Source organism: Brevibacillus fortis, from assembly GCF_046196545.1.
GTDB lineage: Bacteria > Bacillota > Bacilli > Brevibacillales > Brevibacillaceae > Brevibacillus > Brevibacillus fortis_A.
This window is the reverse complement of sequence record NZ_CP176370.1, coordinates 1,414,224-1,438,946: the sequence shown is the minus strand read 5'-3', so window position 1 is coordinate 1,438,946 and position 24,723 is coordinate 1,414,224. Positions and strand designations below refer to the sequence as shown.

The window sequence follows — 24,723 nt, the reverse complement described above, 5'->3', positions numbered from 1 at the left end:
CTGTTGTTTCCATCCCCCGGAAAATTTAAATATGAGATTTTTCCAGTACCGCTGCGCTGACACGCAGTTGCTCTGCCATTTTTTGGTCAACAACTAAGCCCAGCTTTGTGAAAGCCGCTACCAGCGCTCCGACGACTGGTGAAACTGTGGGAATGACCGTTTGAAACGAAGCTCTCGCAGCCAGTTGTTTCCGAAGGATTGTACTGGCCCCTAACAATCCTCCCGCCAAAACGACCGGTACAGGCTCCTGGACCTTTTTTAAGCAAGTTTCGGCCAATTCTAGCAAGTCCCCCACTGCTTGCATGATCAAGGCATTCGCCACCGGATCGCCTAGTGTTGCGGCTTGTTCCACGAGCTGACTCGTTTTTGCCAGCTCCATTCGCGGATTGCTTCCCCCGTAGATCAAGTTGATCAGCTCATCAGGACGTTCTACGCCATAGTGGTCCATAAACAGTCGCGTCAGTACTGTCGATTCACCGCGCCCATCGTATTCGCGCAATACGGCGATTGCCGCTTTTTTGCCCAAATCAAACCCGCTGCCCTCATCTCCTACCAGATACCCCCATCCGCCTACACGGTGCCGCGCCCCCTCTTTTGAAAAGGCACAGGCAATCGAGCCCGTACCAGCAAGGAGAACGACGCCTGGCTGCCCCCACGTCCCAGCGTAAAGGGCTGCGATTACATCGTTATCAATCAACAGCCGTTCTCCCCACTCATCGACAAAGGCATGCTGTATTCTTTCCTTGATCTGCGGACGATCTGCACCGCCAAGCCCAATAAACAGACCGGCTACTTCCTCTTCTTTGGCACCTGCATTTATCCTCACAGCTTCAATGAGTTGGCGTAGCGTAGCTTCCACGTCCCCCCAGCTCCTGGAGAGCGGATTTGATGATTCCCCCACCACTATTGCCCCTACCTGTCCCGCCTCATTGCAGATGGCTGCTCTGGTTTTGCTTCCGCCTCCATCGATCCCGATAAACCACTTTTCCCCATTACTTGACTGCACCTGCCGTCAACCCTTCCATAAACTGCCTCGATGCCATCAAAAACACGATGATCATCGGTAAAGCAGACAACGTGAGCCCAGCAAACAGCAGGCTCCAATCCGTTTCATATTCTCCAAACAGCACCATCATGCCTACCGGAATCGTCTTGAGCGCTTCCTCTTGAATGAAAATCAACGGGAAGAAAAAGTCGTTCCACGCATGGATGAAATTAATAATGATCACCGTAGCCAAGGCCGGACGAATCAGCGGCAAGAGCACGCGCCAAAACACCTGAAAATGGCTGCACCCATCGATCCTCGCCGCTTCCTCCAGCTCAATCGGCAACGTTCGAAAGAAGCCCGTCAAAATAAAAACAGAGATCGGAATACCACTCGCCGTATAAATCAGAATCAGCGACCACAGTGAATTCAAGAGGCCGAGATTCTTCATCAACAAAAACAAGGGAACGATCCCCAGCTTGATCGGAATCATCAGGCCAATAATGAAAAAGAAGTATAGCCCCGCTGTCCATTTAAAGGAAAATCGCGACAAGTAAAAGGCCGCCATCGCTGAAAAAACCGTAATCAACAAGACAGACATGGCACTGACGAATACACTGTTCCATAAAAAATCAGCAAAAGGCACGGCTTCCCACAGATTTTTATACGTATCCAAGCTAAACGTCTTCGGAAGGGAGAGCGGACTCGCAAATATCTCCATATTCGTTTTCAAGGAAGAAGAAATCATCAGTACGATCGGATATAGGGCGATTAACGCAAATAAATACGCCAGCACATAAGATACAGCTCTCCCACTTACAGTCATCTTCACATCGCATCCTCCTTTCCACTCAGGAACACGCAACTAGTGTTGAACTTCTCGTTTCCTCATCAAATAGAGTGACAGCGCCGAAACAGATCCGACGATGAAAAACAACACGACAGCCAACGCCGAACCGAGTCCAAGTGTGACATCCCCAGCTCCGCTGCTAAACGCCATGCGATAAAAGTATACAGCCAGCGTATCCGTCGAATAAAACGGCTCACCCATCGAGCCTTGCATGGCGTAGACGAGCTCGAACGCTTCAAACGCCTGAATGAACGTAAATATCGTCATAATCGTGATCGCTGGCATGCACAGCGGCAGAATCATTTTCCACAGCATCCGAAAGCCTGTTGCCCCATCCAACCTCGCCGCCTCGATCAAATCCTCCGGGATCGACTGAAGTCCCGCCAAAAAGATCAGCATGGCAAAGCCTATGCCAAACCAGCAGTTAATCAAAATAATTGCGAGAAGCGCTGTATCCGGGTCACCGAGCCAAGGTCTGGCCCATTCTTCCAGCCCAATTTTTGCCAAAACAGTATTAAGTGCTCCGTAATTCGGATTCAAAATTAACTTCCATAAAAACCCAATGACAATAACAGACAACAGCCTTGGCATGAAATAAGCAATTTTGAGGAACCCGGAACCTCGTATTTTGCGATAGATGAGAAAAGCCAGTCCGAAAGCGATCCCATTTTGCACGATCATTTCGACCACAAAGTAGAGGACGTTATGCCGAAAAGCATTCCAGAACATTTCGTTGAAAGGCTCTACCGTAAACAGCGTAATGAAATTTTGCAGTCCGACAAAAACTCCGCGCTTGATGCCATTCCAGTCGTACAAGCTGTATAAGAATGCCGAAAAGATCGGGTACACGACAAACAATGTATAAATAACGAGCGCGGGCAGCGGAAACAAGTGAATCAGCCAGCGCACTTGCCCCTTTGTTCGAATGCTTTTCTTGTTTACCGTCTCGATGATACCCACCCCTTTTTTACGAAAATCATCGCAGCCTGTTCAGAAGCCGGGAGTGAACCCAACTCGGGTCCACTCCGGAATCCGTCTGCTACTTTCTACTTTTTAAAGGGAGGAAACCAGGTAGCCGCCGACTTTTGTACTTCTTCTACGACCTGTTCAGGGGTGAGCTTGCCTAAATACATGCCTTGGAGGGCATTTTCCAGTGTTTGCTTCGTGGTCGGTTTTCCTTCCGCAAAGTTGACGACCATCAAATAGGGTGTGGCGCTTGATTGGGATAGCTCTGCCATCTTATTTACCAACGGATCGTCAGTCGATACACCTGGCACCGCGCTGATTCGTTTGAACTGATTTGCGAATAGCTCCCCGAACTTTTTCGTCGCCATAAATTCCATGAATTTCAATGCCTCTGCTTTGTGTTTGGACTTAGCATTGACGGCATAGGAGCCATCGACCCAGGTTGTCAGAACTTGTTTGCCGTCATCGGTTGGCATCGGGAAGAAATCAAGTGGCAAATCGGGGTTTAGCTTTTTGATTCCTTCCAGTTCAAAGCTGCCATTGATGAACATCGCTGCTTTTTCCGTGGCGAACAACGTCCGCATATCATTCAATTCGAGACCTACATAATTTTCCGGGAAATAAGGGATAAGTTCTTTCATACGCTGCACGGATTGGAGGAACTCGGCGCTTTTTAGGTCACTTTCTCCTTTTAGCAGCTTGTCGAGATAGTCCGTTCCGTTGTAGCTAGCTGGAGCAATCACACCATGGCTGAGAGAGAGGAGCCATCCTTCCTTTGCTCCGAAAGAGATTGGGATGATTCCTTTCTCTTTCAATGTTTTGGCTGTCGCGATCAGCTCATCCCAGCTTTTCGGTGCCTGGAGTCCGTTTTGCTCGAAGATTTTCTTGTTGTAGTAAAATTGCGTGGAGTTCAGGGAAAGTGGGACACCGTAGACTTTACCATCTTTACCTGTGGCCGCTGCGAGGACATCTTTTGGTATGGTAGATATACCTGGCACATTGTCGAGAGGCTCCAGATGTCCAGCTTCAGCCAGGGTAATCCCTGGAGCGTAAGGACGCAGCTGCAAAATATCTGGACCACTGTCGCTTTGGAGCGCCGTGTTCAGGATGGTATTGTACTCTGTTGCTTTGAATGGTTTGAAGTCGATCTTGATATTCGGATTGTCTGCCTCAAAAGCTTTGATGATGGCTTTGTAGCCCTCCGTGTCTTCTACACGCCAGCTATGCATCGAGAGTGTAACCTGCTGTCCTCCGCCCTGCCCGCCGCCAGACTCTGTTTCGGTTCCTCCACTGCTACATCCTGTCACCACCATAACTGCAGCCAACACGATTGAAGCTACATAGCGAAAACGAAATTGCTTCATGCGAAACCCTCCCCTTTTTCTTCCCTTAGGTCTGCAAAAGCTGGGCCGTAACAGCATCGTGCAAAATCGGACGTAAACGCCGAAGCTGATGATTGCGGCCTAGATGAACAGCGTTAGTGAGAAAGATGACAGCAAACTGTTGCTCCGGGTCGATCCACATACTGGTTCCAGTAAAGCCCGTATGCCCGAAGCTCTTACGATGCAAGCCGCTTCCACAGCTCAAGGTGGTGGATGCTTGATTGAGCTCCCAGCCATACCCTCTACTCCCCCCTGCTTGCTCCGTATGATTACGAATCGCCAGTTCGTACCACTCGCTCGCAAGTATTCGAGGATCTTGGTACAACCAGCTCATCGCGTATCGGCACAGATCGTCAGCCGTTGAAAATAGTCCAGCATGTCCGGCAACCCCTCCCATCGCATATGCTTTCTCATCATGAACCTCGCCTGTAATGTAGGCGTTGGTGAGGCTGCAATATTCAGTAGACGCAATATTCCGATAAATTTGTCGATTTGGACAGTAGACGGTATGTGCCATGCCCAATGGGGTGAAGATGCGCCGAGTAACAAATTGGTCCAAGCGCTCTCCCGTTACTTGCTCGATAACGAGGCCCAACCAAATCATGCCCAAATCACTGTAAACTACCTGGGCCCCTGGCTCGTGAATCAATTCTTGCGCATACAACAACTCTGGCAAATCGATCACGCTATCGCGCTTTCTTTCTGCCAAATCAGCCGGCATTCCTGAGGTATGCGCAAGCAGCTGCGCGAGTGTGATCCGCTTTTTATCAGCGGGACAATCGGGAAAAAATCGACCAATCTGATCATCTAGCGCTACCACTCCCTCCTGCACGAGCAAGAGGATAGCAGGCAGCGTCGCCGTCACTTTGGTGAGCGACGCCAGGTCAAACATGGTATCCGGCGTCACCCGCTGGTCTTTGGCGATACTCGTCGTTCCGACATCACACGCATACCAGATACGACGATCACGCACGATTCGCACGGCAGCTCCCGGCAGCAAACCGTTGTCCACCCATCCTTGCAATAGCCGCTCCAGATCGTCCATGTCTTCCCTCCCTTCTCCTACGTTGATGAGCGTTTCGTTCGACTCACAGCAAGCCTTGATTTTTCCAACAGGGGAATGACTTGCTCTTGCATCCTGCTGATCATGGTAATAAACAAAATATCGATGACGTTCAATTGGGCAATGCGTGAAGCCATGGCTCCGCTGCGAATGCTTTTTTCTACCGAGCTGGTGAACAGCCGGATGTTGGCTAGTTCGGCTACTGGCGAGGGACCGAATTTGGTCAGGGTAATGATCGTCGCTCCCTGCTGCTTGGCCTCCGTCAACGATTGAATAATGTCTTCGGTCTGTCCTGAATAAGATATGCCGATAACCACGTCTTTTTCCGTTAAAGTGACTGCCGACGTCAATTGTGCGTGAAAATCCGAATAAGCCTCACACCACAAGTTAATCCGCGAAAATTTTTGCCGGATATCATCAGCGATGACTGCCGATGCACCGACGCCGTAGACATCGATCTTCCTCGCTACTGACAGCACGTCGACTGCTTTCTTTACTTCTTCGTTGGACAAGACAGAGAGCGTATCCTGGATGGACTGAATATTATTCCAGCTGACCGCTTGCATAATCGATTCAACGGAACCCTCCATCATAATCTCCTGATAGCTGCCCATCGCCGTCTGTTTCGTCAAATCTCCCGCGACGCGCAGCTTTAGCTCCTGATAGCCCTTCATATTAAGAGAACGAGCCAAACGGATAATCGTCGCCTCGGAAACCCCACTCAATTCCGCCAATTTTTGGACAGAAAGCTTCACGACATCTTCCGGGTGAGCCAGGATATAATCAGCGACTTTTCGCTCCGAAGGCTTCAATTGATCCAAGATTGCTTGCAGGCTGACAAGCCCTCCATTTAACATATGTGACATCGCTTTCTTCCCCCAAATCTTATCTACATTTTATGTAGCATTATTTCTCTCGTCAATTGTTATCTAATAAACAATATTTCAAAAGTATTAGGCTCAGCACTTTTCACCTGAATTTGTTCTCTCTTTTTCTAAAAATTCCCTCCTTGACTTTCTCGCGGCGTCAAGCTTTACGCTTGCATCGCTACCAGGAACAATAAGGAGGATTTTCCCATGAAAACGTTACTGATTAAAGACTGCATAATATTGACGATGGTTGAGGGAGAGAAGCCATTTCTTGGGGATATTTGGATCGTGGATGGTCGAATCGCCAAAATCGGACCATCCCTTGAAGAGGAAGCAGACCGTGTCATACTGGCTAAAAATAGAGTCGCGATGCCCGGTCTCATCAACGCCCACAACCATGCCAGCATGTCCTTGCTGCGTGCTTTTTCCGATGACCTCAAGCTGATGGATTGGTTGGACAAAAAGATGTTGCCCGCTGAAGCCCGGATGACAAGAGAAGATGTCTACTGGGGAACGACACTTGGAATCGCGGAAATGATCGCTTCTGGCACGACCGCTTTTGCCGATATGTACGTGCATATGGATGCTGTTGCCCAAGCGGTACTTGATTCCGGTATACGCGCTTCCTTGACTCGCGGCATGGTCTTTCTTGAGGATGACGGAGGACGACGAATGGCCGAAGCCGTAGACCTCATCGACAACTGGACGGGGGCTGGCGATGGCAGAATCACGACGATGCTCGGTCCGCACGCTCCTTATACGTGCCCGCCGAAGCCTTTGCAAGGAGTCATCGAGCTTGCCCGCAAGCGCCAACTCCCGCTCCACATCCATCTGGCTGAAACGCTTGAGGAAGGAGAGAAAATCCAGGCCAAGTACAATCAGACTCCCACGGAATATTTGCATGAACTGGGCATGTTCCACGATACGCATGTCTTACTCGCGCATGCTGTCCATTTGAATAAGCCGGATGTCGCACTTCTTCGCGGGATGAGAGGCGGTGTCGCACATAATCCTGTCAGTAATTTGAAGCTCGGCTGCGGCATCGCCCCTGTCAGAGAGCTGATCGAGGCTGGGGTTACTGTCGGAATGGGAACAGATGGTGCCGGCAGTGCTACGACTCTCGATATGTTTGCCGAGATCAAAGCCGCGACTTGGATGCAAAAGCTCAAGCACGGCGATCCGACGGTACTTCCTGCCGAAGCAGCCTTGCGCATGGCTACCATCGAAAGTGCGAAGCTGCTTGCGATCGATCACGAGGTCGGAACTCTGGAAGCCGGGAAGAGAGCTGATCTCATCCTGATAGATCTGGATAAACCGCACCTGCAGCCTGTCCATGACATCCCTGCCCTGCTTGCATACAGCGCGACGGGAGCCGATGTGGATACAACCATTGTGAACGGAAAAATTTTGATGCATCAGCGCCAATTCCAAACCCTTCATTGGGAGGAAATAAAGAGAGAAGCAACAGCACGAGCCAGCCGACTCGTCGAGGGTCTGTAATTGCTTTTGTGCTCACAGGTTGAGTAGGCAAAAGCCAACCGCGAGACACATCGCAAATACGCTCCACATGAAATAGGGAATGAGCAGAGAGGATGCTATTTTGTGATGGGGACGAATGGCGCGAATGAGCACCCATGTCGAATACATCACCAGAATGGTATCCAGCGCAGCCAACACGAGCAGTTGATAACCGATAAACAACACGAAAAAAAGTTGATGAAAAAACCAATTGATTCCATATAGAAGCAAAAGCTCGCGGTCTATCTGCTTCGTTCGAATCAAGATCAGTAACGACCATGCTATGAGTGCGTATAAAATGAGCCAGATGATACGAAACAAGTAGATTGGCGGTGTTCCATCGGGCTTGGCAAGGGAATCATACCAGGCCCCACCGTCTGGAAAAGCGATACCACCTAGTGAATAGAGGACCACTCCCGCAAGAAATAGAAGAATATTGTGCACCAATCTCATCCAGGCAGTCACCCTTTCCTCTTCTTTCTCTTCTTTACTCTTCTATGTCTATGAGTGGTCCTTCTGTTTTCATGCTAGTTTGAGAGATTTTAAAAAACGTCTTGGTACGTTGCTGTAGTGCCGGGGAGGAAACAGGAGAAAACGCTCAGCTTCTTGTCCCACCCGCTGGGGGATTCACTGCCCGACTCCATGCAAAAAGCGAAACCGCGTCCAAAGTGGTCCACTCAGGATGTGTTTCAGAGGTGGACGCTAAAGGCGTGTTTCGCTTTTTGCATTCCGTCTCGGTCGGTGTACCAAAGATCTTCGCTTATTTCTCCTGTTTCCTCTACGAGCTTTCCATGTTAAACGGGTTTTAAATACCTTAAAAGATTGAAGAATCACATCTGTCACGACAGAGAAGAATATTTCCAGACGTAGCGACTTGTGGAGTCCTACCGAGCGGAGAAGGGATTTGCGGGCAAAAGAAACGCAACGTGCCCCTACTTCGAAGCGGCTACCACTTTTGCGTTTCCCCGCAACTCCCTTCGGAGCGGACAGTCTTAGCCCTCAGCAGGACGGAGCCTGGAGCCTAGACTGGAAATATTCTTCTCCCTACCGCAGCCACTTCATAGTTTCCATAAAAAAACCGCTAATCTGATCCTCTACAGATTAACGGTTCTATGTATCGTGTTATGGTAAACGCAATGTCTCCCCTGGCTTCAATACCTTGCCTCTGATGTCTTTCTCAGCCAGCTCGGCTACGAATGCTTCCCCATCCTGTTTGATCGGCGGGAATGTATCGTAATGAATGGGCACAACAAAATCAGCTTGTATCCACTCGGCAGCCACGAGTGCATCCTCAGGTCCCATTGTGAACACATCTCCAATCGGCAGGAACGCCAAATCGATGTTATGACGCTCTCCGATTAGCTTCATGTCACCGAACAATCCTGTATCCCCTGCGTGATAGAGCGTTTTTCCACCCAGCTCGATCACAAAGCCCCCTGGCATTCCCATGTACACGATTTGTTTCTCATCATCCAGCACGACACCGGAGCTGTGGAACGCCTGGGTCATTTTCACTTTTCCAAATGGCAGTTTGACAGAGCCTCCCAGATTCATCGAGATGGTCTTGACTCCCTGCCAACTCAAATAGGTAGCAAGCTCATGAGTTGCAACGATTGTCGCATCGTTTTTCTTGGCCAATTCTACCGCATCCAAAATATGATCTTGGTGTCCATGTGTCAGAAGGATGTACTGAACAGAGATGTCTTCCAGCTTGGTTGCTGCCACTGGGCTTCCTGAAATAAATGGATCAATCATGATTGAATGCCCTTCACTTGTTACCTGCACGGAAGAATGTCCGTGAAACCGAATATCCAACATAGTGGTACCCCCTCTATTCGCAGCATTTTTTCAGTCCCTTTTATGTTACCATGCCGCAGGGTGTAAAGAATAGGAAAGGCCGTCGATCACTCGACAGCCTGAGAAACAAATCCTAATTTTCTACAATCCGTACTTAGCAATCGCCGTCATGTTCGGTAACGGCAACAATTTTCGAATCGCGAATAATGGTGCGGTTGTTACCATTGTTTTCTCGCAGAATAATAGTAGACGATTTTACCTCTACCAATCTGCCGAAAAAAGTTCCATCTACGGTTTGAACCCTAACATTTTTGCCTTCGAACTTTTTTACCTGGTCTTTGAATGCCATGGTCAATCCCTCCTTCTCATGCATCCTATGTACATTTGGCACAGCCCTACTGAGCACATGCGGAGTTCAAGAGAAAATGTACTTGTACCCGTCCGTCATTTGTCCCCATACCTTCCCTCCAGCTTTGTCGTCTGATGGCAAATTCACACCAAACTACAGCGCCGCATGCGAACACTGTGAGATTTTGTCGCACGATTCCAAAAGGAAAACCATTTTGACGTACAGAAACGGTATAGCAAGAGATGAGCGGACTTTCGCAGAGGAGGGATTTCCATGGGAGAGGTTATCGAATTATTGGCACGGGAGAGAACGTACAGTGGCAGAGATGTTGCGGGTCTGTTAGGTATTGGAGCGAGCACATTGCGCAAGTGGAGCATGCTCTTAGAACAGCACGGCTACTGGTTTTTGCGAGATAGTCAGAATCGTCGGGAGTACAGGCAAGTAGATATTACGTGCCTTCAGCGGTTTTATAGCTTAACCAAGGATCAACTCATTCCACAAGATGAAGCTGCCCGAATGGTTGCTACGCAAAGCTCACCTGAACCTGCCCGAAAGGAAACGGCCGTTGCGGTTGCATTCCCGCCTGTTACCTCACATCCGGCTCTGAACCACACTGCTATTGAAGAGATAGATGAAAAGCTGCATGCCTTGGCTTGCCATGTCCAGCAACAAGACGCCGCCTACTTAGCGCTGTTAGCGCATGTAGAAAAACAGGAAACCTATATTACCAACAACCTGAAGGAACGAGATCGCCGCTTGACCAAGGCAATGAATGACATTATGGATGCCAAAATCGAGTTAGCCAAAATCAGAGACGCTGAACGGAAAACATCGATTTGGCAGAAGCTTTTTCGGATTCGCTAGACAACTGCAAGATTTATATTGTCGTTATCTTTTTTCTTGCTGCCAGCTGACTTAGGATGCCCGGACGTCTTGCTTACGAAATGGCCAGATTCCCATGATAAACGCTCCATTCAGTTACTCCGGGCAGCCTTCGCTCCTATCACAAAACTCCTCTTTTTTCCGCGGTTTTTCTCCTGTATTCGCCATTCTTTTCTATGGAAAATTCTTATTGATAATAGTAATCATTCTCTATATAATCATAATCAATTCAAAAGAGATTGATTCTCATTATCATAAATTTTCAGGAGGCTACGTACATTGAAACACGCAGGATGGAAAACCGGGATGATTGCTTTGCTACTGACAGGTGTAGTTGGATGCAGCAATTCCGCGTCCCCCGAAGCTGCCACACAACAATCCGCCACCAGCTCACCGTCGGACTCGTCGACATCAAGCCAACAAGCCGTTCATACAATCAGCGTAGATGAAAAGAAAGTTGCAGAGCTACTCACCCAATTCAAAACCCAGCCACCTACAAAAGTCGTGACCGTTTCTGTAGCGATTACAGAGATACTGAACGAACTGGGCGTCACTCCCGTTGGTGTACCGACGACAAGCAGCAAGCTGCCAGCCTCCCTCGACAATGTTTTGCGTATCGGCACTTCTCACCAGCCTGATTTGGAGCAGGTCGCGAAGCTTCAGCCTGACGTCATTCTCGGTCCTACCTCAATCCAAGCGAGCATCGATAAAAAATTCAAGCCCGCCGCGCTGCCTACCGCGTACTTGCCTGTAGACTCAATCGACGAGCTCAAACTCTCTACCGTCGTACTCGGACGTCTGTTCAAACAGGAAGAAAAAGCAACAGCGCTTCTTCAATCTATCATGGAAAAAGAAAAAACCATCATAGACGCAACCAAAGGGAAACCCGCTCCCAAAGTATTGTTCTTGTTCGGTTCAGCCGAAGCCCTTATGGTCATGAATGAAAATACATTTGTCGGAAGCCTCGCCCGTAATCTCGGCGCATCCAACGTCGCTTCCGATGTCCTGAAACAAACCGAAACATACGTGCCACTCAACATGGAATCGATCGTAGCTGCCAATCCCGATGTCATTTTACTGGTAGCGCATGGCGATCCGAGCGCAGTGACCAAAAAATTCGAAGAAGACGTGAAGAAAAACGGCGCATGGGAAAAACTGAGCGCATTCAAAAATGGCAAAATGAAAGCACTCGATTACAGCACATTTGGGATCGCCTCTCTGGTAAAAGTCCCGGCTGCCTACGAGGAGCTCGTAAACATCCTGTATAACAACTAAGGAGTTTTTCCAGTGACCCAGAACATTCCGAACAGGAAAGCAGCTCTCTTGGTGACAGCTTGCATCATGCTTGTTGTAGCTGTACTGCTCTCCATTGGTCTGGGGAGTGTACGCCTCACGCTTGCCGAAACGATAGAAACCATACTCGGACACGGCGATGCCGCCAGTCAAACCATCCTGTGGGATATCCGGATTCCGCGTGTTTTTCTCGCCCTATTGATTGGGGCCAATCTCGCTGCATCGGGTGCCCTCCTGCAAGCAGTCATGCAAAATCCGCTTGCCGATCCTGGCTTAACTGGCGTATCCAGCGGGGCAGCCGTTACGGTGTTGTTCATCATGCTGGTTGTGCCCGACTATTCTTACTTGATACCCCTAGCTGCCATCATTGGCGGCGGAGTAGCAGCAGGCATGGTCTACTCCATGGCTTGGAAAAAACAGGGCGGATTAACACCTGTGCGCATCATTTTATCGGGGGTTGCCGTCAACGCTGTCTTCGGTGGAGCAATCGGGTTATTGTCCATCCTGTACAGTGACAAGCTACCGGGTGCGCTGCAATGGATGAATGGCAGTCTCTCCGGAAAAGGCATGGGCGATGTCATGGTGATGCTTCCCTACTCGATCGTCGGGTGGATCGCAGCGCTATTATCGATCAGGCAGGCAAACATTTTACGCCTCGGAGAACAAGTCGCTCACAATTTAGGGCAGAACTTGCATCGCTTGCGGCTCTCTCTTTCTATCATCGCGGTCTATCTGGCAGCTGTTTCGGTATCGACTGTCGGCCTTGTTGGGTTTATCGGACTCGTCGTGCCGCACATGGCTCGCATGCTCGTCGGCTCTGATTACCGTCTGAGCTTGCCGTTTAGCCTCGTGCTTGGCTCTCTAGTCTTGCTTATTGCCGATACGTTTGGTCGGACTGCATTCGCTCCTTTGGAGATTCCGGCCGGGATTGTGATGGCAATCGTGGGAGGACCTTATTTCCTTTACTTGATGCGAAAAGGGGGCATGTGACATGTTACAGGTGCAATCGTTGAACATCAGCTACGGTCCGCGTACAATCGTCCATGACTTTTCCCTCGATATCCAAGAAGGAGAGGTTGTGTCGATCATTGGTCCAAACGGTTCAGGAAAATCATCGATTCTCAAAGCGATTTCACGGCTGATTCCTTGTGAAAGCGGCCGTGTCTGTATTGCGGATCAAGAATTGAACAGCCTGAGTATGAAACAAATCTCTCGCATCATGTGCATGCTTTGCCAATCCAACACGTGCCCGTCAGACGTAACTGTAGGAGAGCTGGTCGGATACGGTCGCGTTCCCCATAAAAAATGGTTTGAGCGCCTGAGTGGCGAAGACTTTGAGATCGTCACATGGGCTTTGGAACAAACCGGTATGCTAAGCTACAAGGACCGCTACCTCGTCTCTCTGTCTGGCGGGGAAGCACAGCGTGCATGGATCGCGATGGCTTTGGCTCAACGGCCGAAAATCTTGTTGCTCGATGAGCCAACTACCTATTTGGACATCGCCCATCAATTGGATGTGCTTGAGCTCGTTCGCAAGCTAAATCAGGATTTGAAGCTGACGGTTGTCATGGTGCTGCATGATTTGAATCACGCCAGCGCCTACAGCGATAAAATTTGTGTGATCAAAGATGGAAGCCTGCGTGTTTTTGGAAAACCTCAAGATGTACTCACAATGGAGCTGATTCGCAGCGTGTACGGTGTCGAAACCGAGATTCAGTACTCGCCAGACAGCTCTAGTCCCAGAATTCACATTTTGAAAAAAGCAAACTAAACAAGTGAGGTGCTCGTATGAAAGCGATGGATAAGGAAGCGATGAAGGCCCAGTACCAATCGTTTGCTGCGAACATGAAGACACTCATGTTAAGCACGGTCGACGAGCATGGAAAACCGTTTCTCTCCTACGCCCCGTTCGTCAAATACGATGGAAAGTTCTACATCTACATTAGTAAAATTGCGAATCACTATCGCTACATGGAAGAAAATCCGGCAGTCGATGTCATGCTCATTGAAGACGAGTCGAAAGCGACCAATCTGTTTGCTCGCCAGCGCGCCCGCTTCGTGTGTTCGGCCCTGAATTTGGGTAATGCCGGTTACGATGAGATTTTCGAGCTGTTTGCACAGTCATTTGGAAAAAACATGATGGATATGCTGCGCGGCCTTGATTTTTCCTTGTTCGAATTGACGCCATCAGAGGGACGCTATGTAGCTGGGTTTGGTCAGGCTTACGACATTGACCTGACAGCCGATAAATTTGTCCACGTCAACCGAGATGGTCACACATCCCAAAAATAACGGAGGACATCATTCATGACCTATTCAACTGCATTGACACTGTGGAACACCATCCAGGAACGTTTTCACAAGACTGCGAAAAGCTTGCCCGAACAAGATTTGCGTTTGAGCATGAATGCAGTCTCCATCGGGTATATGCTGCGCCATAGCGCTGAGGTCGAGTACATGTTTGCCGAATGGTTTTTCGGTCGGAGCATCCCAGCGGACGTAGAGCTGTTGACGAAAAACGGTCCTGCCGGAACCAAAGTTGCATTTACCAACGTGCAAGAGCTCGCTGATTTCATGACTGCTTCCAACCAACACTTGATCGATGCCATGCGTGACTTACCGGAGGAAGCTTGGCATAAGCCTGTTGAAACGCCATTGGGGTCTTCTACTCCATTAGAAGCATTGGGTCGCCTCATGTATCACACGGGTATCCATGCCGGACAAATTTCGCAGATTCAAAAATCATTTCACAACAAAGAAAAAGAACTCACCCACTAAGGTCTGATACCACCTTTCGAACGCCAAAAAGAGCTTCCCGTCTCTCTTGACTGGAAGCTCTTTTTGCATGTGTGCCACTCTCGTTACATCACGATTTTTCTTGCTGCGTTGACGAACATTTTTACGCCGACTTCGAGCGCATCCTCGTCGATTGTAAAACGTGGATGGTGGTGCGGATAGGTGATGCCTTTTTCTTTGTTTCCGGCAGCGACGTAGAAGAAGCAGCCTGGCGCTTTTTGCTGGAAGGCGGAGAAATCCTCACCACCCATGGTTGGACGCATATGCTCTACCCATTCTGCTCCCAGTGATTCTTCGACGACCTCTTCCATCAATTTCGTCACTTCGGCATCGTTGATAACCGGGCGATAGCCAAATTCGTATTTGAACTTGTACCCCGCGCCGTGTGCTTCTGTAATGCCTTTGATCACGCGTTCCATGAGTCCCGGAACGGACTCACGCAAATTTTTGTCAAAGCTGCGGACTGTCCCACAAATCTCTACAGCACCTGGAATGACGTTGTGTGTCGTTCCCCCCACAAATTGTGTGACAGAAAGAACCAGATTATCGAGCGGATCTGCATTGCGGGATACGACGTGCTGGAGATTAGTCACCACTTGTGCCGCAATTGCGATGCTGTCGATTGTTTCATGCGGAAGCGCCGCATGTCCGCCTTTTCCAAGAACAGTGATCCAGAACGTATCAGGAGCTGCCATCATTGGACCTGGGCAGATACCCACTGTCCCAAACTCCATCGTCGACCACAGATGCGTACCAATCACCATATCTACGCCGTCCATGACGCCTGCCTGTACCATTTCCTCCGCTCCGCCTGGGTATACTTCCTCTGCGTGCTGAAAGAAGAAACGAACCTCTCCCTTGATCTGATCCTTCATCCCTGACAGCAGCTTTGCCGTTCCGAGCAGCATGGAAGTATGTCCGTCGTGTCCACACGCATGCATGACGCCAGGATTTTTCGATACGAATTCAAACGTATTCTCTTCCGTAATCGGCAATGCGTCCATGTCAGCGCGCATGGCGAGTACTTTCCCGGGCTGGGAACCGATCAATCTTGCCATTACACTGTTTTTCGTCGGTCTGGACACTTCCAGATTGCCAAAGGTAAGCAGTGTGTCGTATACAAACTGTGCTGTTTTTTCTTCATGGAAGGATAATTCAGGGTTCTCGTGCAAATACCGTCTCCACGCGATTACCTGATCCTTGATTTCTTCAACCGCCTTATTAAGCGTTACCACTGCCGTTGCTGTCATGCCGCTCTCCTCCTGATTTCCGTGGCTCCCCCACTTACTATCTCTTATGCCTATTTTGCTAAGGATAAAACGGTGCGGTACAGTACTTGCGCTCCGTTCGCACAATCCTCTTTTGTCGTGAACTCTGCCGGGTTGTGGCTAATGCCATCCTTGGAACGAGCGAAAATCATGCCAACCGGGCACAGCTCAACTAGCTGCATGCAATCATGCCCTGCGCCACTCGGCAGTCTAAATGCTTCCAAGCCTTCTGCCTCACACGATTCGGCTACAGCATTCTGGATATCGTCCGAGCATACAGCAGGAGCTATGCGTTGTAGTAGTTCTACTTTCAACGTCACATTGCGCTCGGCACAGATCGCTTTTGCCCGTTCGTAAATGCGCTGTTCCACTTCATCGCGGATCGCTTCGTCCACGTCGCGCAAATCAAGCGAAAACTCGACGCGTCCAGGAATGACATTCACTCCGCCTGGGAAAGCTTGCAGCCTTCCTACCGTCCCTACACTGGTTCCTGTCCGTCCTGCTTCTTCCTCGATGGCAAGCATCACCTGAGCGGCGGCTGCCATCGGATCACGGCGCAAATTCATCGGCGTTGCCCCAGCATGACCGGCTTCTCCCTCTAGCACGAAATTCAACCAGAGCGGACCCGCCACTCCTGTCACGATCCCGACAGATAGCCCGCGGCTCTCCAGAACCTTGCCTTGTTCGATATGTAGCTCCACATACGCTTTCACACTTCCGGGAGTTCTCGCAGCGAGACTGGTGCGGTCCGGATCAAGCCCCGTTTGCCGCATGGCTTCAGCAATCGTGACCCCATTCTTGTCTGCTTGTTCCAGCTCGTCACGCTTGATCAGACCCGCGATACCGCGACTGCCGATCATCCCGTAACCAAAACGCGTTCCTTCTTCATCCGTGAACGCGATGACTTCGATCGGATGCTCTGTTTCGATCCCCAACTCCTGCATCGTCTGTAAGACTTCTACGCCAGCCAGTACGCCAAGTGGCCCGTCATAATCGCCGCCATTTGGTACGGAGTCGATATGCGAGCCAACCAAAACGACAGGAGCGGCCGGATTTTTCCCTTCTTTTCGCCCAATCAAGTTCCCAACCTCATCTTCGCGAACGGTGAGACCGGCTTCCTTCATAAAGCCTGTGACGAGATCTTTTGCCGCCCGTTCTTCAGGCGTAAAAGACAACCGCGTGATGCCGCCCGCCTCTTGCTTCCCAATGTTGCCAAGCTGTCCCAATCGATCCCACAATCGATCCGAATTGATCATGACGCGCCACTCCTCCTTTTATGCAGAGCCAATAACGGTTGATTAACGGTTATGTCCCTAATTGTATAATAGTCTGTCTATTTTGAAAAGGCGGCAGCCATGGACCCCGAAATATGGTCATTCTTCAACGTTATAATTGATTTCTACCAATGCTTCCGCAGCAGTTTGCCTAATATCATCGTTCGGAGAATGTAAGTATGGCTCAATTACTTTTATAAATTTTCGGTTTTTTGAACAACCAAGGATAGTTAACGCATAAACGAGGATCGCGTCGTCTAGTGTTGGCAGAACGTTTGCTAATCGATCCCATTCTACATTTCTTGCGATTCCTTGAAAGGTTACTGCATTCATAATTAGATAAAACAAACTTTCTTTTACACCAAAGTTTTCTTCTGTAATTGCAAGCTCTAAGGCATACTCTGTAAATGTTATAACTTCATTCAGATTATGGGTTCCATACTCCAGCAAATCACCAATATCGCCCAATCTAAGTTGTAAATCTTCCCTTCTATTTAGGAATAATCCTTTCAGGTAGGTAACCTCGATCATGTGGACCTCCTATCAATCATTCTCAATTCCCCTGTCAAATGCCCGACCGTCTCTACTCGATCCTTCTCCTCTTGCTCATCAAACAAGAGCTGCTCTAACAGTTCACATATATCTTCCAACCTACGTCGGATTTGATAGAATTCCAGCGCTTGTCGATTGATCACATAATTTGTATGTGTCTTCCGATAAATAGCCATAAACTCCTCAAAAAAAGGCTCATCTACCAAAAACATAAGATCGGCTTCTACCGGAGCCAGCTTCAATCCTTCCCAGTCTATGAGAATGAGCTGTTGACCAGATTGCATCAGGTTCCAGTTGTGAATGTCCGTATGGCAAAGCTTCATTTTTACCCCACTGCCTCGCAATTCCTCGGCAATCATCTCCAACTCATTCATGCGGGTAGCCAGTATGTTGGCAAAAGGTTTGACGATTTCATTCACATCATCAGGCAGACGGTGGATATTTTCGTTCAGCATTTCTCTAAACTGCTCGGCAAATGGGATGCAGAAGTCTTCCTTGATTGCAGCTGTACTGATCGGGATTTCTTCCCCGTACAAATGCAACTCCGCTATGATTTCTGCTAGCTGGCGAACTTGCAACGAGTTTAACGCTTGGTTCCCAATGGTTTTCCCCTCAATATATGCAAACAGTTGATAGATACCCATGTCGTCTTCATGTTTATACGCTGCGTTTCTAGTCAGCAACGGAACTGGAAGTTTGCCTTGTAGATTGGTTTGACGAGATAGCCACTGAATAATGGGAACATAGTTGTCGATCAGCGCTGTCCACTTGGGCGTAGATGCTCTGCTTTTATCATAGACCTTCAAAAAATAGGAGTGCTGGTCGCTGTTGACTTTATAAGCTAGCGCCGACCATCCTCCTTGCTGAGGGGTAACATCAACAGCGTCTATATCATAATGGTGTCTCAATATGGTTTTGAAATGATCCATGAGGTACTCCTTTCTAACTCCATATACACACGCGGTAAATTACCACCAACATACAAAAAATTGCCTTGCCCCACAATAGGAGCAAGACAATTTTTAATAGTATGACAAATATTTCGTGTCACAAAATATTTTAGTGATTATTGCACACCAATTGCATCATACGCATCTCTTACTGATTCTACTTGTTGGGAATTAGCACCGAAAAGAACTGTTGCGGATTGAATAGCTGCTTGTCGCATAGCGGAGAAATTAGAGTTTGGATTGAGGTAGTTTGTTAGGGCGTAGTAGTAGATTTTTGCTGTGTCATTGCGACCGATGCCTGTGACCGTTACACCGTGGTGTGAACCACCCTCTGCGAGGAGGTATGCCGCTTTGTTGTTGATACCGCTGTTAATGTGTACGCCTCCGTTGTCATTTGGACCCGTGTAGCGATCGCTGTAGTGGTCAGGATCGCCAGCCACTGTCGGATCTTCGAGAGAGCGCAGTGCGTCTCCAGGCGTTCCTGGTGTGTATACATCTTCACCCATCAGCCAATCATCGTCGTCAATCATTGCCCCGAAGATGTCAGAGATGGATTCATTTAACGCACCGGACTCATTTTGATAGATCAGATTGGCTGTTTTTTCTGTAACGGCATGTGTCAATTCATGTGCGACGACATCCAAGCCAGCAGACAGTGGGCGGAATACGCTGCCATCTCCATCCCCGTATACCATTTGCACGCCGTTCCAGAATGCGTTGTTGTAGTTGCTACCGTAATGGACAGTAGAAATCATTTTCGCACCATTGTTGTCATAGCTGTTGCGGTTATGTGCGTTTTTGTAGTAATCATAGGTTTTCTGTGCATAGGCATGCGCGTCTACAAGTGCACCATCTGTCCAATTGTTATCCGAGTCAGAGCCAAGAGTGCCTGGGAGGGTATATCTGTTCCGTGCGTTGTACGTTTCAATTCCTTTTCCGCGCGTCGTATCTTTCGCCGTGTAGCTTGTATTGCTTACTTTCGTTACTTCGAAGGACTTAGAGTCACCAAGTACCCCTGTACCAGTCCCTGTAATCTCATGGAGCATATTGTATTTGTTGATCACGTCACCAGAATTTGCATCGATGAAATACTTCCAACGCCCTGGCTGCGGATCGAGGAAATTCAGCTCCACTTCGTAAGCCAAATACGATTCATCTTCGTGGATGTAGATATAGAGGTTTCCTTTTGGCTTCACCTCGAACTTCTCCACTTTTTTGTTGATCTCATCCTCCAAATCCTTGATCGCCTCTTTGACCGCTTTATCTGCCTTGAGTTTTGGTTTTTTCGTCAGCTTATCATTGTTTGACAGATCAGGAGCGTAGTTTCCGAGGAACGCCGTTACATTCCCATCATCGTTAACGTGAATCGTCTGCTGATAACCATAGACCGGGATGCCCTCGTACATTTCTTGTACGCGGTAGTGAGTCATGTCTGTCTCTCTGTCTGTCACTTCATCTAGTACTTTAAAGTGATCTTTCACATCTCCATCAATGCGGAAGGAATCTTGATGTTGCTCCAGGAATCCCCAAACTTTGTCTTCGCCATCCAGATCTTCTGCCTCGAACTCTTCTCCGATAAATTCGGGGGTATCCCACTCAGCGCTATAGAGGATGTTTTCGGATTCGGCCTGCGCAGCTAGCGGCAGGAAGGTGGAAGTACCTAGTGCAAAGCTGAGTGTTACTGCAAAAACCGATTTTTTCATACTTGTTAACTCCTCCTTGGAAAATATTGTTTTTTATGTAAGTTCATAGTTGTTTACATCTCTTATTATTTGTCATAAATGTGAATTTGAGAACAATTTTTTAACGACAAAAAAATCATTTCCCGAAAGAAATGATTAATTGGTAAATTTATTACAATCGCGATTACAATTGCGATTGCCATACGATCTGATACACCTTGCGCGGTCTGCCCCGCGGGTGTGGGTTTTCCTCCCTGATCACCTTCGCTAGTCCCTTTGACTCCAGTTCAATCAGGATTCGTCTGGCGCTTCGTGGCAGAATTTGCAGATACGAGGCTAATTCTGTCGCATGAATTTCCTGAGAGCCTCGCTTTTTGAGTATGGAGTAGAGCTTGGCGAGCGTCATGACACTGAGAGAGGTAAGCTGGCTGAGCTCTTGCAGCTTTTCTGAGTCGTACCGATAGGTGATCTGTTCAGCACGACCAAGCGGCCCTACGACGCTTTTGTCATCAAAGAAGACCATCCAGTTGCCTGTCCCGCGCTCTTTGGCGTGCAGCAAAGCCGCGCCACCGTGGATTTCTGCTTCATAAGCGGTCTTGCCGATCCCGATTCCGCACGTCACCAGATCAGCGCGAATGCCAAACAGCTCTTCCAAATCCGGCATGGTCGCATAGTCACGAGTCACTTCTTGCAGGTTGCCCCGCGTTGTAAAAATGACGTAGCGTCCGGGACCTGCTGTCTTCAGTGAGCCTTGCAAATGCTTCGCGTAGCGCAACAGCTTTTCCATCGTCTTGATCTCGGCATTTTGCCATTCATCTGTGGAAAAGTTCCCACCAGCAAGCTCGCGAAATGGATCGATCTCCATCATCTGCACGGCAATTTGGGTATCTTTGAAGTGAAGCATTTCGTGCGTTCGCAAAAGCATGTGAATAACCGAAATCACGCCTGCACGTGTCGGCACGACCCGATGTACAGGGACACCTCTACGTGCCAGCTCTACATCTGCTGTCCGCAAGCAGGTGACAGCCACCTTTGTCTTGCCTGCCCTCCAAAGCTGTTCGTGGTAATCGGCCAGTTCATCGGCTGAGATTGCTCCCTCATAATGCTTGAGCCATTTGTAACCACCAGCGATACCCGCTTCGTCCATAAAATGCTCCAGTTCTTCTGGTGAAAATGTATCAAAGCTCACTTCATCCACCCGGATTCCCAATTGATGGGACAGGTGAAGCAAGGTTCTGTACAAGCTCGCACCGAGATGAGGCACATAAGCCATCGGCACTTGGACCTTGCCTGACTCGCTCACCATGGCATAAGGAACCTGTCCGGAGAAAAGCCACATATCCACCTCATCCACATGCGGCAAGATCAGATCGAGGATTTCTTCTTCTTTCCAATAGACAATCGGCAAGTATTCAATTTCGGGAAACTCTCGCATGACTGATTCGATGATGGCAAGTGAATCATCCGCGCCTATTACGCCTAGTCGCAGCTTCAACAAAATTCCCTCTTTCACACCAATCTCTTCCTACTTGTGGACTGCTTCTGTGATCAATAAATGACTTTTTGAACAACCTCTACTAGGATAACATACTCCCTTTCTTTTTCTCATCGGGGGAGCACTTTCCCTGCTGCCTCCCCAATCCGGTGTGCCACGTACAAAACAGGTATGATCAGCAAGCTGTACGGCAACGTGCTCCATATTAACGGCCACGTCACAAGCCCAGCCTCAAGCAATCGATCATACGTATACAAACTATATGGCAAAACGAATGCCACAGCCGTCACCACACCAGGTGTGTACGTGCGAAGGACAACGGTGTGACCAACATGCATGAAAACATGGAGAAACATCACGTGCAAACAAACCAGAAAAAACGGGAGGTACGTTCCAGCCGAAAGCGTCGTGACAGTCATGATGACCGCTGCCGATAAAACGGCGAAAATACAAGAGACTGCGACGGCAAATTGCGCCGTGTTCATCGAAAGCGAGGGCTCCATCATCTTCATAAGCCGTTCTGGCACCGTCTGTCTAATGATGTCTTTCTTTGCTCGCACCCAACCTTCTACCATCACGATCTCCTCGAAATCATGAAACATGAAAACGACTAAAAACAGCCAAATCAGATGGGACAGCTCCAGCATACAAGCACCCTCTTCCTATTCGTTTGCCTGCAAAATTCCATAGGCCAAAAAAGATACTGCGTCATCCGCAAGCTGCTCCGCTGTTTTCTCGCCCGTTAGCAAATACCGCGTCGTCATACGGTCTACAACTGCGATCATTGCCTCTGCCGCCACTTCCACAGACAACTCGACACGGACGTGCCCAGCAGTCTGATTTTGTCGCAGGTTGACAGCAACAATTGAAGCCAGCTTACGATGCAACTCTTCGCCCTCTTCCGCCTGATACAGCACGATCCGGGTCAGGTCAGGCTGCTCTTGAAAAAATCGGAACAAGGCGAGCAGATTCTCCCGTACCTGATGGAAAACATCTACCTTCGTCAAGGCCGTTACCTTTTGACCGCTGTCCGCCAATTCCCACAGCTTGGTGACGAATGCGTCCGTCAACTGCTGATACAAGCCTTCCTTGCTGTCGAAATACTGGTAAAATGACGCCTGTGTCAGGCCTGCTGCTTTCACGATGTCACTCACCCGTGTGCGATGAAAGCCTTTTGCCGCGAACTCAGAAGCAGCAGCCGCAAGCAACCGACTGCGACTCAGCTCCCCTTTCGACAATTTGTCATTGGTCATTTTCTCACCCCCGAAAGTAACTCGCCAGTTATATAACTCTTGAGTTATTTTTACAACTTTTAGATTTTCTTGTCAAGACCCTCTTGCTTTTTTATTCCACTCTATGTAAAATGTTTGCTCAAAGGGTATCATTTGATGGCAATGAGGAAGAAGAGTAGTCATTTTTCGAGACTTCAGAGAGCTGATGGTTGGTGCGAATCAGTGTTAAGGAAATGATGAATGGGCTTCCGAGCTCCAAACCGAACCCGCTCTCATGGCGGCAGTAGGCTTTGGCGTTACGTCCGTACGTTACAATGGACACCGTATCAAGCTGTTTTACACAGAAACGGTACGGGTCAAAGAGATTTTGCGTATGGATGATTCCGTACGTGAAATAACAAGGGTGGCACCACGGTTCATTCGTCCCTGTCCAGGGCGGATGGACTTTTTTGTATTTTAAAGCGGATGTTCAAAAAATCTAAACTCGCATCTAACATTGAAAGGAGCTACTTTCCCATGAAAACGATCTTTTCCGGCATTCAACCGAGCGGCATTCTGACACTCGGCAACTACTTGGGCGCAATGAAGCACTTCGTTCCGCTACAAGATCAGTTCAACTGCTTTTACTGCATCGTAGACCAACATGCGATCACCGTTCCACAGGAGCCTGCTGTCCTGCGCGAAAACATCCGTCGTCTCGCGGCTCTCTATTTGTCCGTTGGGCTCGATCCGAACAAAATGACCCTGTTCGTCCAATCGGAAGTACCGGCCCATGCCAAGCTCGGCTGGATCATGCTGTGTACCTCTTACTTGGGTGAATTGGAGCGCATGACCCAATTCAAAGACAAATCCGATGGACGTGGCGAATCCATTCCAGGTGGTCTGCTGGCTTATCCTCCATTGATGGCTGCTGATATTTTGCTGTACGGCACTGATTTCGTCCCTGTGGGCGAGGACCAGAAGCAGCATCTGGAGCTGACTCGTGATTTAGCCGCTCGTTTTAACAGCCGTTATGGCGACATTTTCACCATTCCAGAGGTTCGCCTGCCAGAGACTGGCGCACGCATCATGTCTCTTGCAGAAGGCACCAAGAAAATGAGCAAATCCGATCCAAATCAAGGCGCCTTCATCTCCATGCTGGATGATGCAGACACCATTACGAAAAAAATCAAGCGCGCGCAAACGGATTCCGACAGCGGTGTGCGTTATGACAAAGCAGAAAAGCCTGCTGTCTCTAACCTCATGACCATCTACTCTCTCTGCTCCGGTAAAACACTGGATGAGATCGAAGCGATGTACGAGGGCAAGGGCTACGGCGCATTCAAAACCGAGCTGGCTGAAGTTGTCGTAGAAACACTCCGTCCAATTCAAGAACGTTTCGAGCAGCTGTTCCACTCCTCTGAGTTGGATGATATCCTGACTGCCGGGGCAGACAAAGCCAATAAGGTCGCGAACGAGATGCTGTACAAAGTTGAAAAAGCGATGGGGATGGCACGTATCTAGTCCATTTCCACAACAAA

Annotated in this window: 25 protein-coding genes and 1 other annotated feature; of the genes, 8 read left to right on the top strand and 17 right to left on the bottom strand. The window is 48.9% G+C overall.

Annotation, left to right across the window (positions count from 1 at the left end):
* Positions 1-25: 25 nt before the first annotated feature.
* From ACKKE8_RS07725 to ACKKE8_RS07700, 6 genes are all read right to left on the bottom strand, one after another.
* Positions 26-1,006 carry an N-acetylglucosamine kinase gene (locus tag ACKKE8_RS07725; protein ID WP_409177653.1) on the bottom strand — a complete coding sequence of 327 codons (981 nt, stop codon included), beginning with the start codon at positions 1,004-1,006 and terminating at the stop codon, positions 26-28.
* Entirely contained in the window at positions 993-1,817 is an 825-nt protein-coding gene (locus ACKKE8_RS07720; RefSeq protein ID WP_409177652.1) for a carbohydrate ABC transporter permease, read from the bottom strand. Before ACKKE8_RS07720 ends, ACKKE8_RS07725 begins: the two co-directional genes overlap by 14 nt.
* A gap of 33 nt (positions 1,818-1,850) precedes the next feature.
* The gene (locus ACKKE8_RS07715; protein ID WP_409179081.1) at positions 1,851-2,744 is read right to left on the bottom strand and encodes a carbohydrate ABC transporter permease; all 894 of its coding nucleotides are present in this window, start codon (positions 2,742-2,744) and stop codon (positions 1,851-1,853) included.
* A 137-nt stretch (positions 2,745-2,881) separates the two neighbouring features.
* Positions 2,882-4,165: an extracellular solute-binding protein gene (locus ACKKE8_RS07710; protein WP_409177651.1), complete on the bottom strand. Its 1,284-nt coding sequence runs from the start codon at positions 4,163-4,165 to the stop codon at positions 2,882-2,884.
* Positions 4,166-4,190: 25 nt separating this feature from the next.
* The gene (locus ACKKE8_RS07705; RefSeq protein ID WP_409177650.1) at positions 4,191-5,228 is read right to left on the bottom strand and encodes a serine hydrolase domain-containing protein; all 1,038 of its coding nucleotides are present in this window, start codon (positions 5,226-5,228) and stop codon (positions 4,191-4,193) included.
* 17 nt (positions 5,229-5,245) lie between these two features.
* On the bottom strand, positions 5,246-6,112 hold the full coding sequence (locus tag ACKKE8_RS07700; protein WP_017250708.1) for a MurR/RpiR family transcriptional regulator: 867 nt from the start codon (positions 6,110-6,112) through the stop codon (positions 5,246-5,248).
* A gap of 210 nt (positions 6,113-6,322) precedes the next feature.
* On the opposite strand from ACKKE8_RS07700, the gene ACKKE8_RS07695 reads away from it, so the two are divergent.
* Positions 6,323-7,615 (top strand): amidohydrolase, encoded by a 1,293-nt coding sequence (locus ACKKE8_RS07695; protein WP_409177649.1) that lies wholly within the window; start codon positions 6,323-6,325, stop codon positions 7,613-7,615.
* A gap of 12 nt (positions 7,616-7,627) precedes the next feature.
* Here the strand turns inward: ACKKE8_RS07695 and ACKKE8_RS07690 are convergent, their stop codons facing one another.
* From ACKKE8_RS07690 to ACKKE8_RS07680, 3 genes are all read right to left on the bottom strand, one after another.
* Positions 7,628-8,086 (bottom strand): TspO/MBR family protein, encoded by a 459-nt coding sequence (locus ACKKE8_RS07690; protein ID WP_409177648.1) that lies wholly within the window; start codon positions 8,084-8,086, stop codon positions 7,628-7,630.
* A 669-nt stretch (positions 8,087-8,755) separates the two neighbouring features.
* Complete coding sequence (locus ACKKE8_RS07685) at positions 8,756-9,451, bottom strand: metal-dependent hydrolase (protein ID WP_409177647.1); 696 nt, start codon at positions 9,449-9,451, stop codon at positions 8,756-8,758.
* Positions 9,452-9,584: 133 nt separating this feature from the next.
* Complete coding sequence (locus tag ACKKE8_RS07680) at positions 9,585-9,779, bottom strand: hypothetical protein (protein WP_409177646.1); 195 nt, start codon at positions 9,777-9,779, stop codon at positions 9,585-9,587.
* Positions 9,780-10,052: 273 nt separating this feature from the next.
* Here ACKKE8_RS07680 and ACKKE8_RS07675 point away from each other — a divergent pair, with 273 nt between their 5' ends.
* The 6 genes from ACKKE8_RS07675 to ACKKE8_RS07650 all read left to right on the top strand — a co-directional run bounded on the left by ACKKE8_RS07675 (position 10,053) and on the right by ACKKE8_RS07650 (position 14,732).
* Positions 10,053-10,643 (top strand): hypothetical protein, encoded by a 591-nt coding sequence (locus ACKKE8_RS07675; protein ID WP_409177645.1) that lies wholly within the window; start codon positions 10,053-10,055, stop codon positions 10,641-10,643.
* Between the two features lie 297 nt (positions 10,644-10,940).
* Positions 10,941-11,936 carry a helical backbone metal receptor gene (locus ACKKE8_RS07670; RefSeq protein ID WP_409177644.1) on the top strand — a complete coding sequence of 332 codons (996 nt, stop codon included), beginning with the start codon at positions 10,941-10,943 and terminating at the stop codon, positions 11,934-11,936.
* Positions 11,937-11,948: 12 nt separating this feature from the next.
* Positions 11,949-12,944 carry a FecCD family ABC transporter permease gene (locus ACKKE8_RS07665; protein WP_409177643.1) on the top strand — a complete coding sequence of 332 codons (996 nt, stop codon included), beginning with the start codon at positions 11,949-11,951 and terminating at the stop codon, positions 12,942-12,944.
* Position 12,945: 1 nt separating this feature from the next.
* On the top strand, positions 12,946-13,725 hold the full coding sequence (locus tag ACKKE8_RS07660) for an ABC transporter ATP-binding protein (RefSeq protein WP_409177642.1): 780 nt from the start codon (positions 12,946-12,948) through the stop codon (positions 13,723-13,725).
* Between the two features lie 17 nt (positions 13,726-13,742).
* Positions 13,743-14,246 (top strand): HugZ family protein, encoded by a 504-nt coding sequence (locus tag ACKKE8_RS07655; protein ID WP_409177641.1) that lies wholly within the window; start codon positions 13,743-13,745, stop codon positions 14,244-14,246.
* Between the two features lie 15 nt (positions 14,247-14,261).
* Complete coding sequence (locus ACKKE8_RS07650; RefSeq protein WP_409177640.1) at positions 14,262-14,732, top strand: DinB family protein; 471 nt, start codon at positions 14,262-14,264, stop codon at positions 14,730-14,732.
* 83 nt (positions 14,733-14,815) lie between these two features.
* On the opposite strand, the gene ACKKE8_RS07645 is transcribed toward ACKKE8_RS07650, so the two are convergent.
* The 8 genes from ACKKE8_RS07645 to ACKKE8_RS07610 form a co-directional block, all read right to left on the bottom strand.
* The gene (locus ACKKE8_RS07645; RefSeq protein WP_409177639.1) at positions 14,816-16,000 is read right to left on the bottom strand and encodes a M20 family metallopeptidase; all 1,185 of its coding nucleotides are present in this window, start codon (positions 15,998-16,000) and stop codon (positions 14,816-14,818) included.
* Positions 16,001-16,050: 50 nt separating this feature from the next.
* A complete protein-coding gene (locus ACKKE8_RS07640; protein WP_409177638.1) occupies positions 16,051-17,274 on the bottom strand; it encodes a Zn-dependent hydrolase in 1,224 nt (407 codons plus the stop codon).
* Positions 17,275-17,391: 117 nt separating this feature from the next.
* Positions 17,392-17,823, bottom strand: coding sequence for a HEAT repeat domain-containing protein (locus tag ACKKE8_RS07635; RefSeq protein WP_409177637.1), 432 nt, complete (start codon positions 17,821-17,823; stop codon positions 17,392-17,394).
* On the bottom strand, positions 17,820-18,773 hold the full coding sequence (locus tag ACKKE8_RS07630) for an aminoglycoside phosphotransferase family protein (protein WP_409177636.1): 954 nt from the start codon (positions 18,771-18,773) through the stop codon (positions 17,820-17,822). Before ACKKE8_RS07630 ends, ACKKE8_RS07635 begins: the two co-directional genes overlap by 4 nt.
* A gap of 137 nt (positions 18,774-18,910) precedes the next feature.
* Positions 18,911-20,497: a M4 family metallopeptidase gene (locus ACKKE8_RS07625; protein ID WP_409177635.1), complete on the bottom strand. Its 1,587-nt coding sequence runs from the start codon at positions 20,495-20,497 to the stop codon at positions 18,911-18,913.
* 163 nt (positions 20,498-20,660) lie between these two features.
* Complete coding sequence (locus ACKKE8_RS07620; protein WP_409177634.1) at positions 20,661-21,989, bottom strand: ArsR family transcriptional regulator; 1,329 nt, start codon at positions 21,987-21,989, stop codon at positions 20,661-20,663.
* A 92-nt stretch (positions 21,990-22,081) separates the two neighbouring features.
* On the bottom strand, positions 22,082-22,618 hold the full coding sequence (locus ACKKE8_RS07615; RefSeq protein WP_409177633.1) for an HXXEE domain-containing protein: 537 nt from the start codon (positions 22,616-22,618) through the stop codon (positions 22,082-22,084).
* Between the two features lie 15 nt (positions 22,619-22,633).
* Positions 22,634-23,224 carry a TetR/AcrR family transcriptional regulator gene (locus ACKKE8_RS07610; protein WP_409177632.1) on the bottom strand — a complete coding sequence of 197 codons (591 nt, stop codon included), beginning with the start codon at positions 23,222-23,224 and terminating at the stop codon, positions 22,634-22,636.
* Between the two features lie 132 nt (positions 23,225-23,356).
* Positions 23,357-23,634: a binding site (T-box leader), on the top strand.
* 85 nt (positions 23,635-23,719) lie between these two features.
* Between ACKKE8_RS07610 and trpS the strand changes: the two genes are divergently transcribed.
* Complete coding sequence (gene trpS, locus ACKKE8_RS07605) at positions 23,720-24,706, top strand: tryptophan--tRNA ligase (protein WP_409177631.1); 987 nt, start codon at positions 23,720-23,722, stop codon at positions 24,704-24,706.
* Positions 24,707-24,723 lie beyond the last annotated feature (17 nt).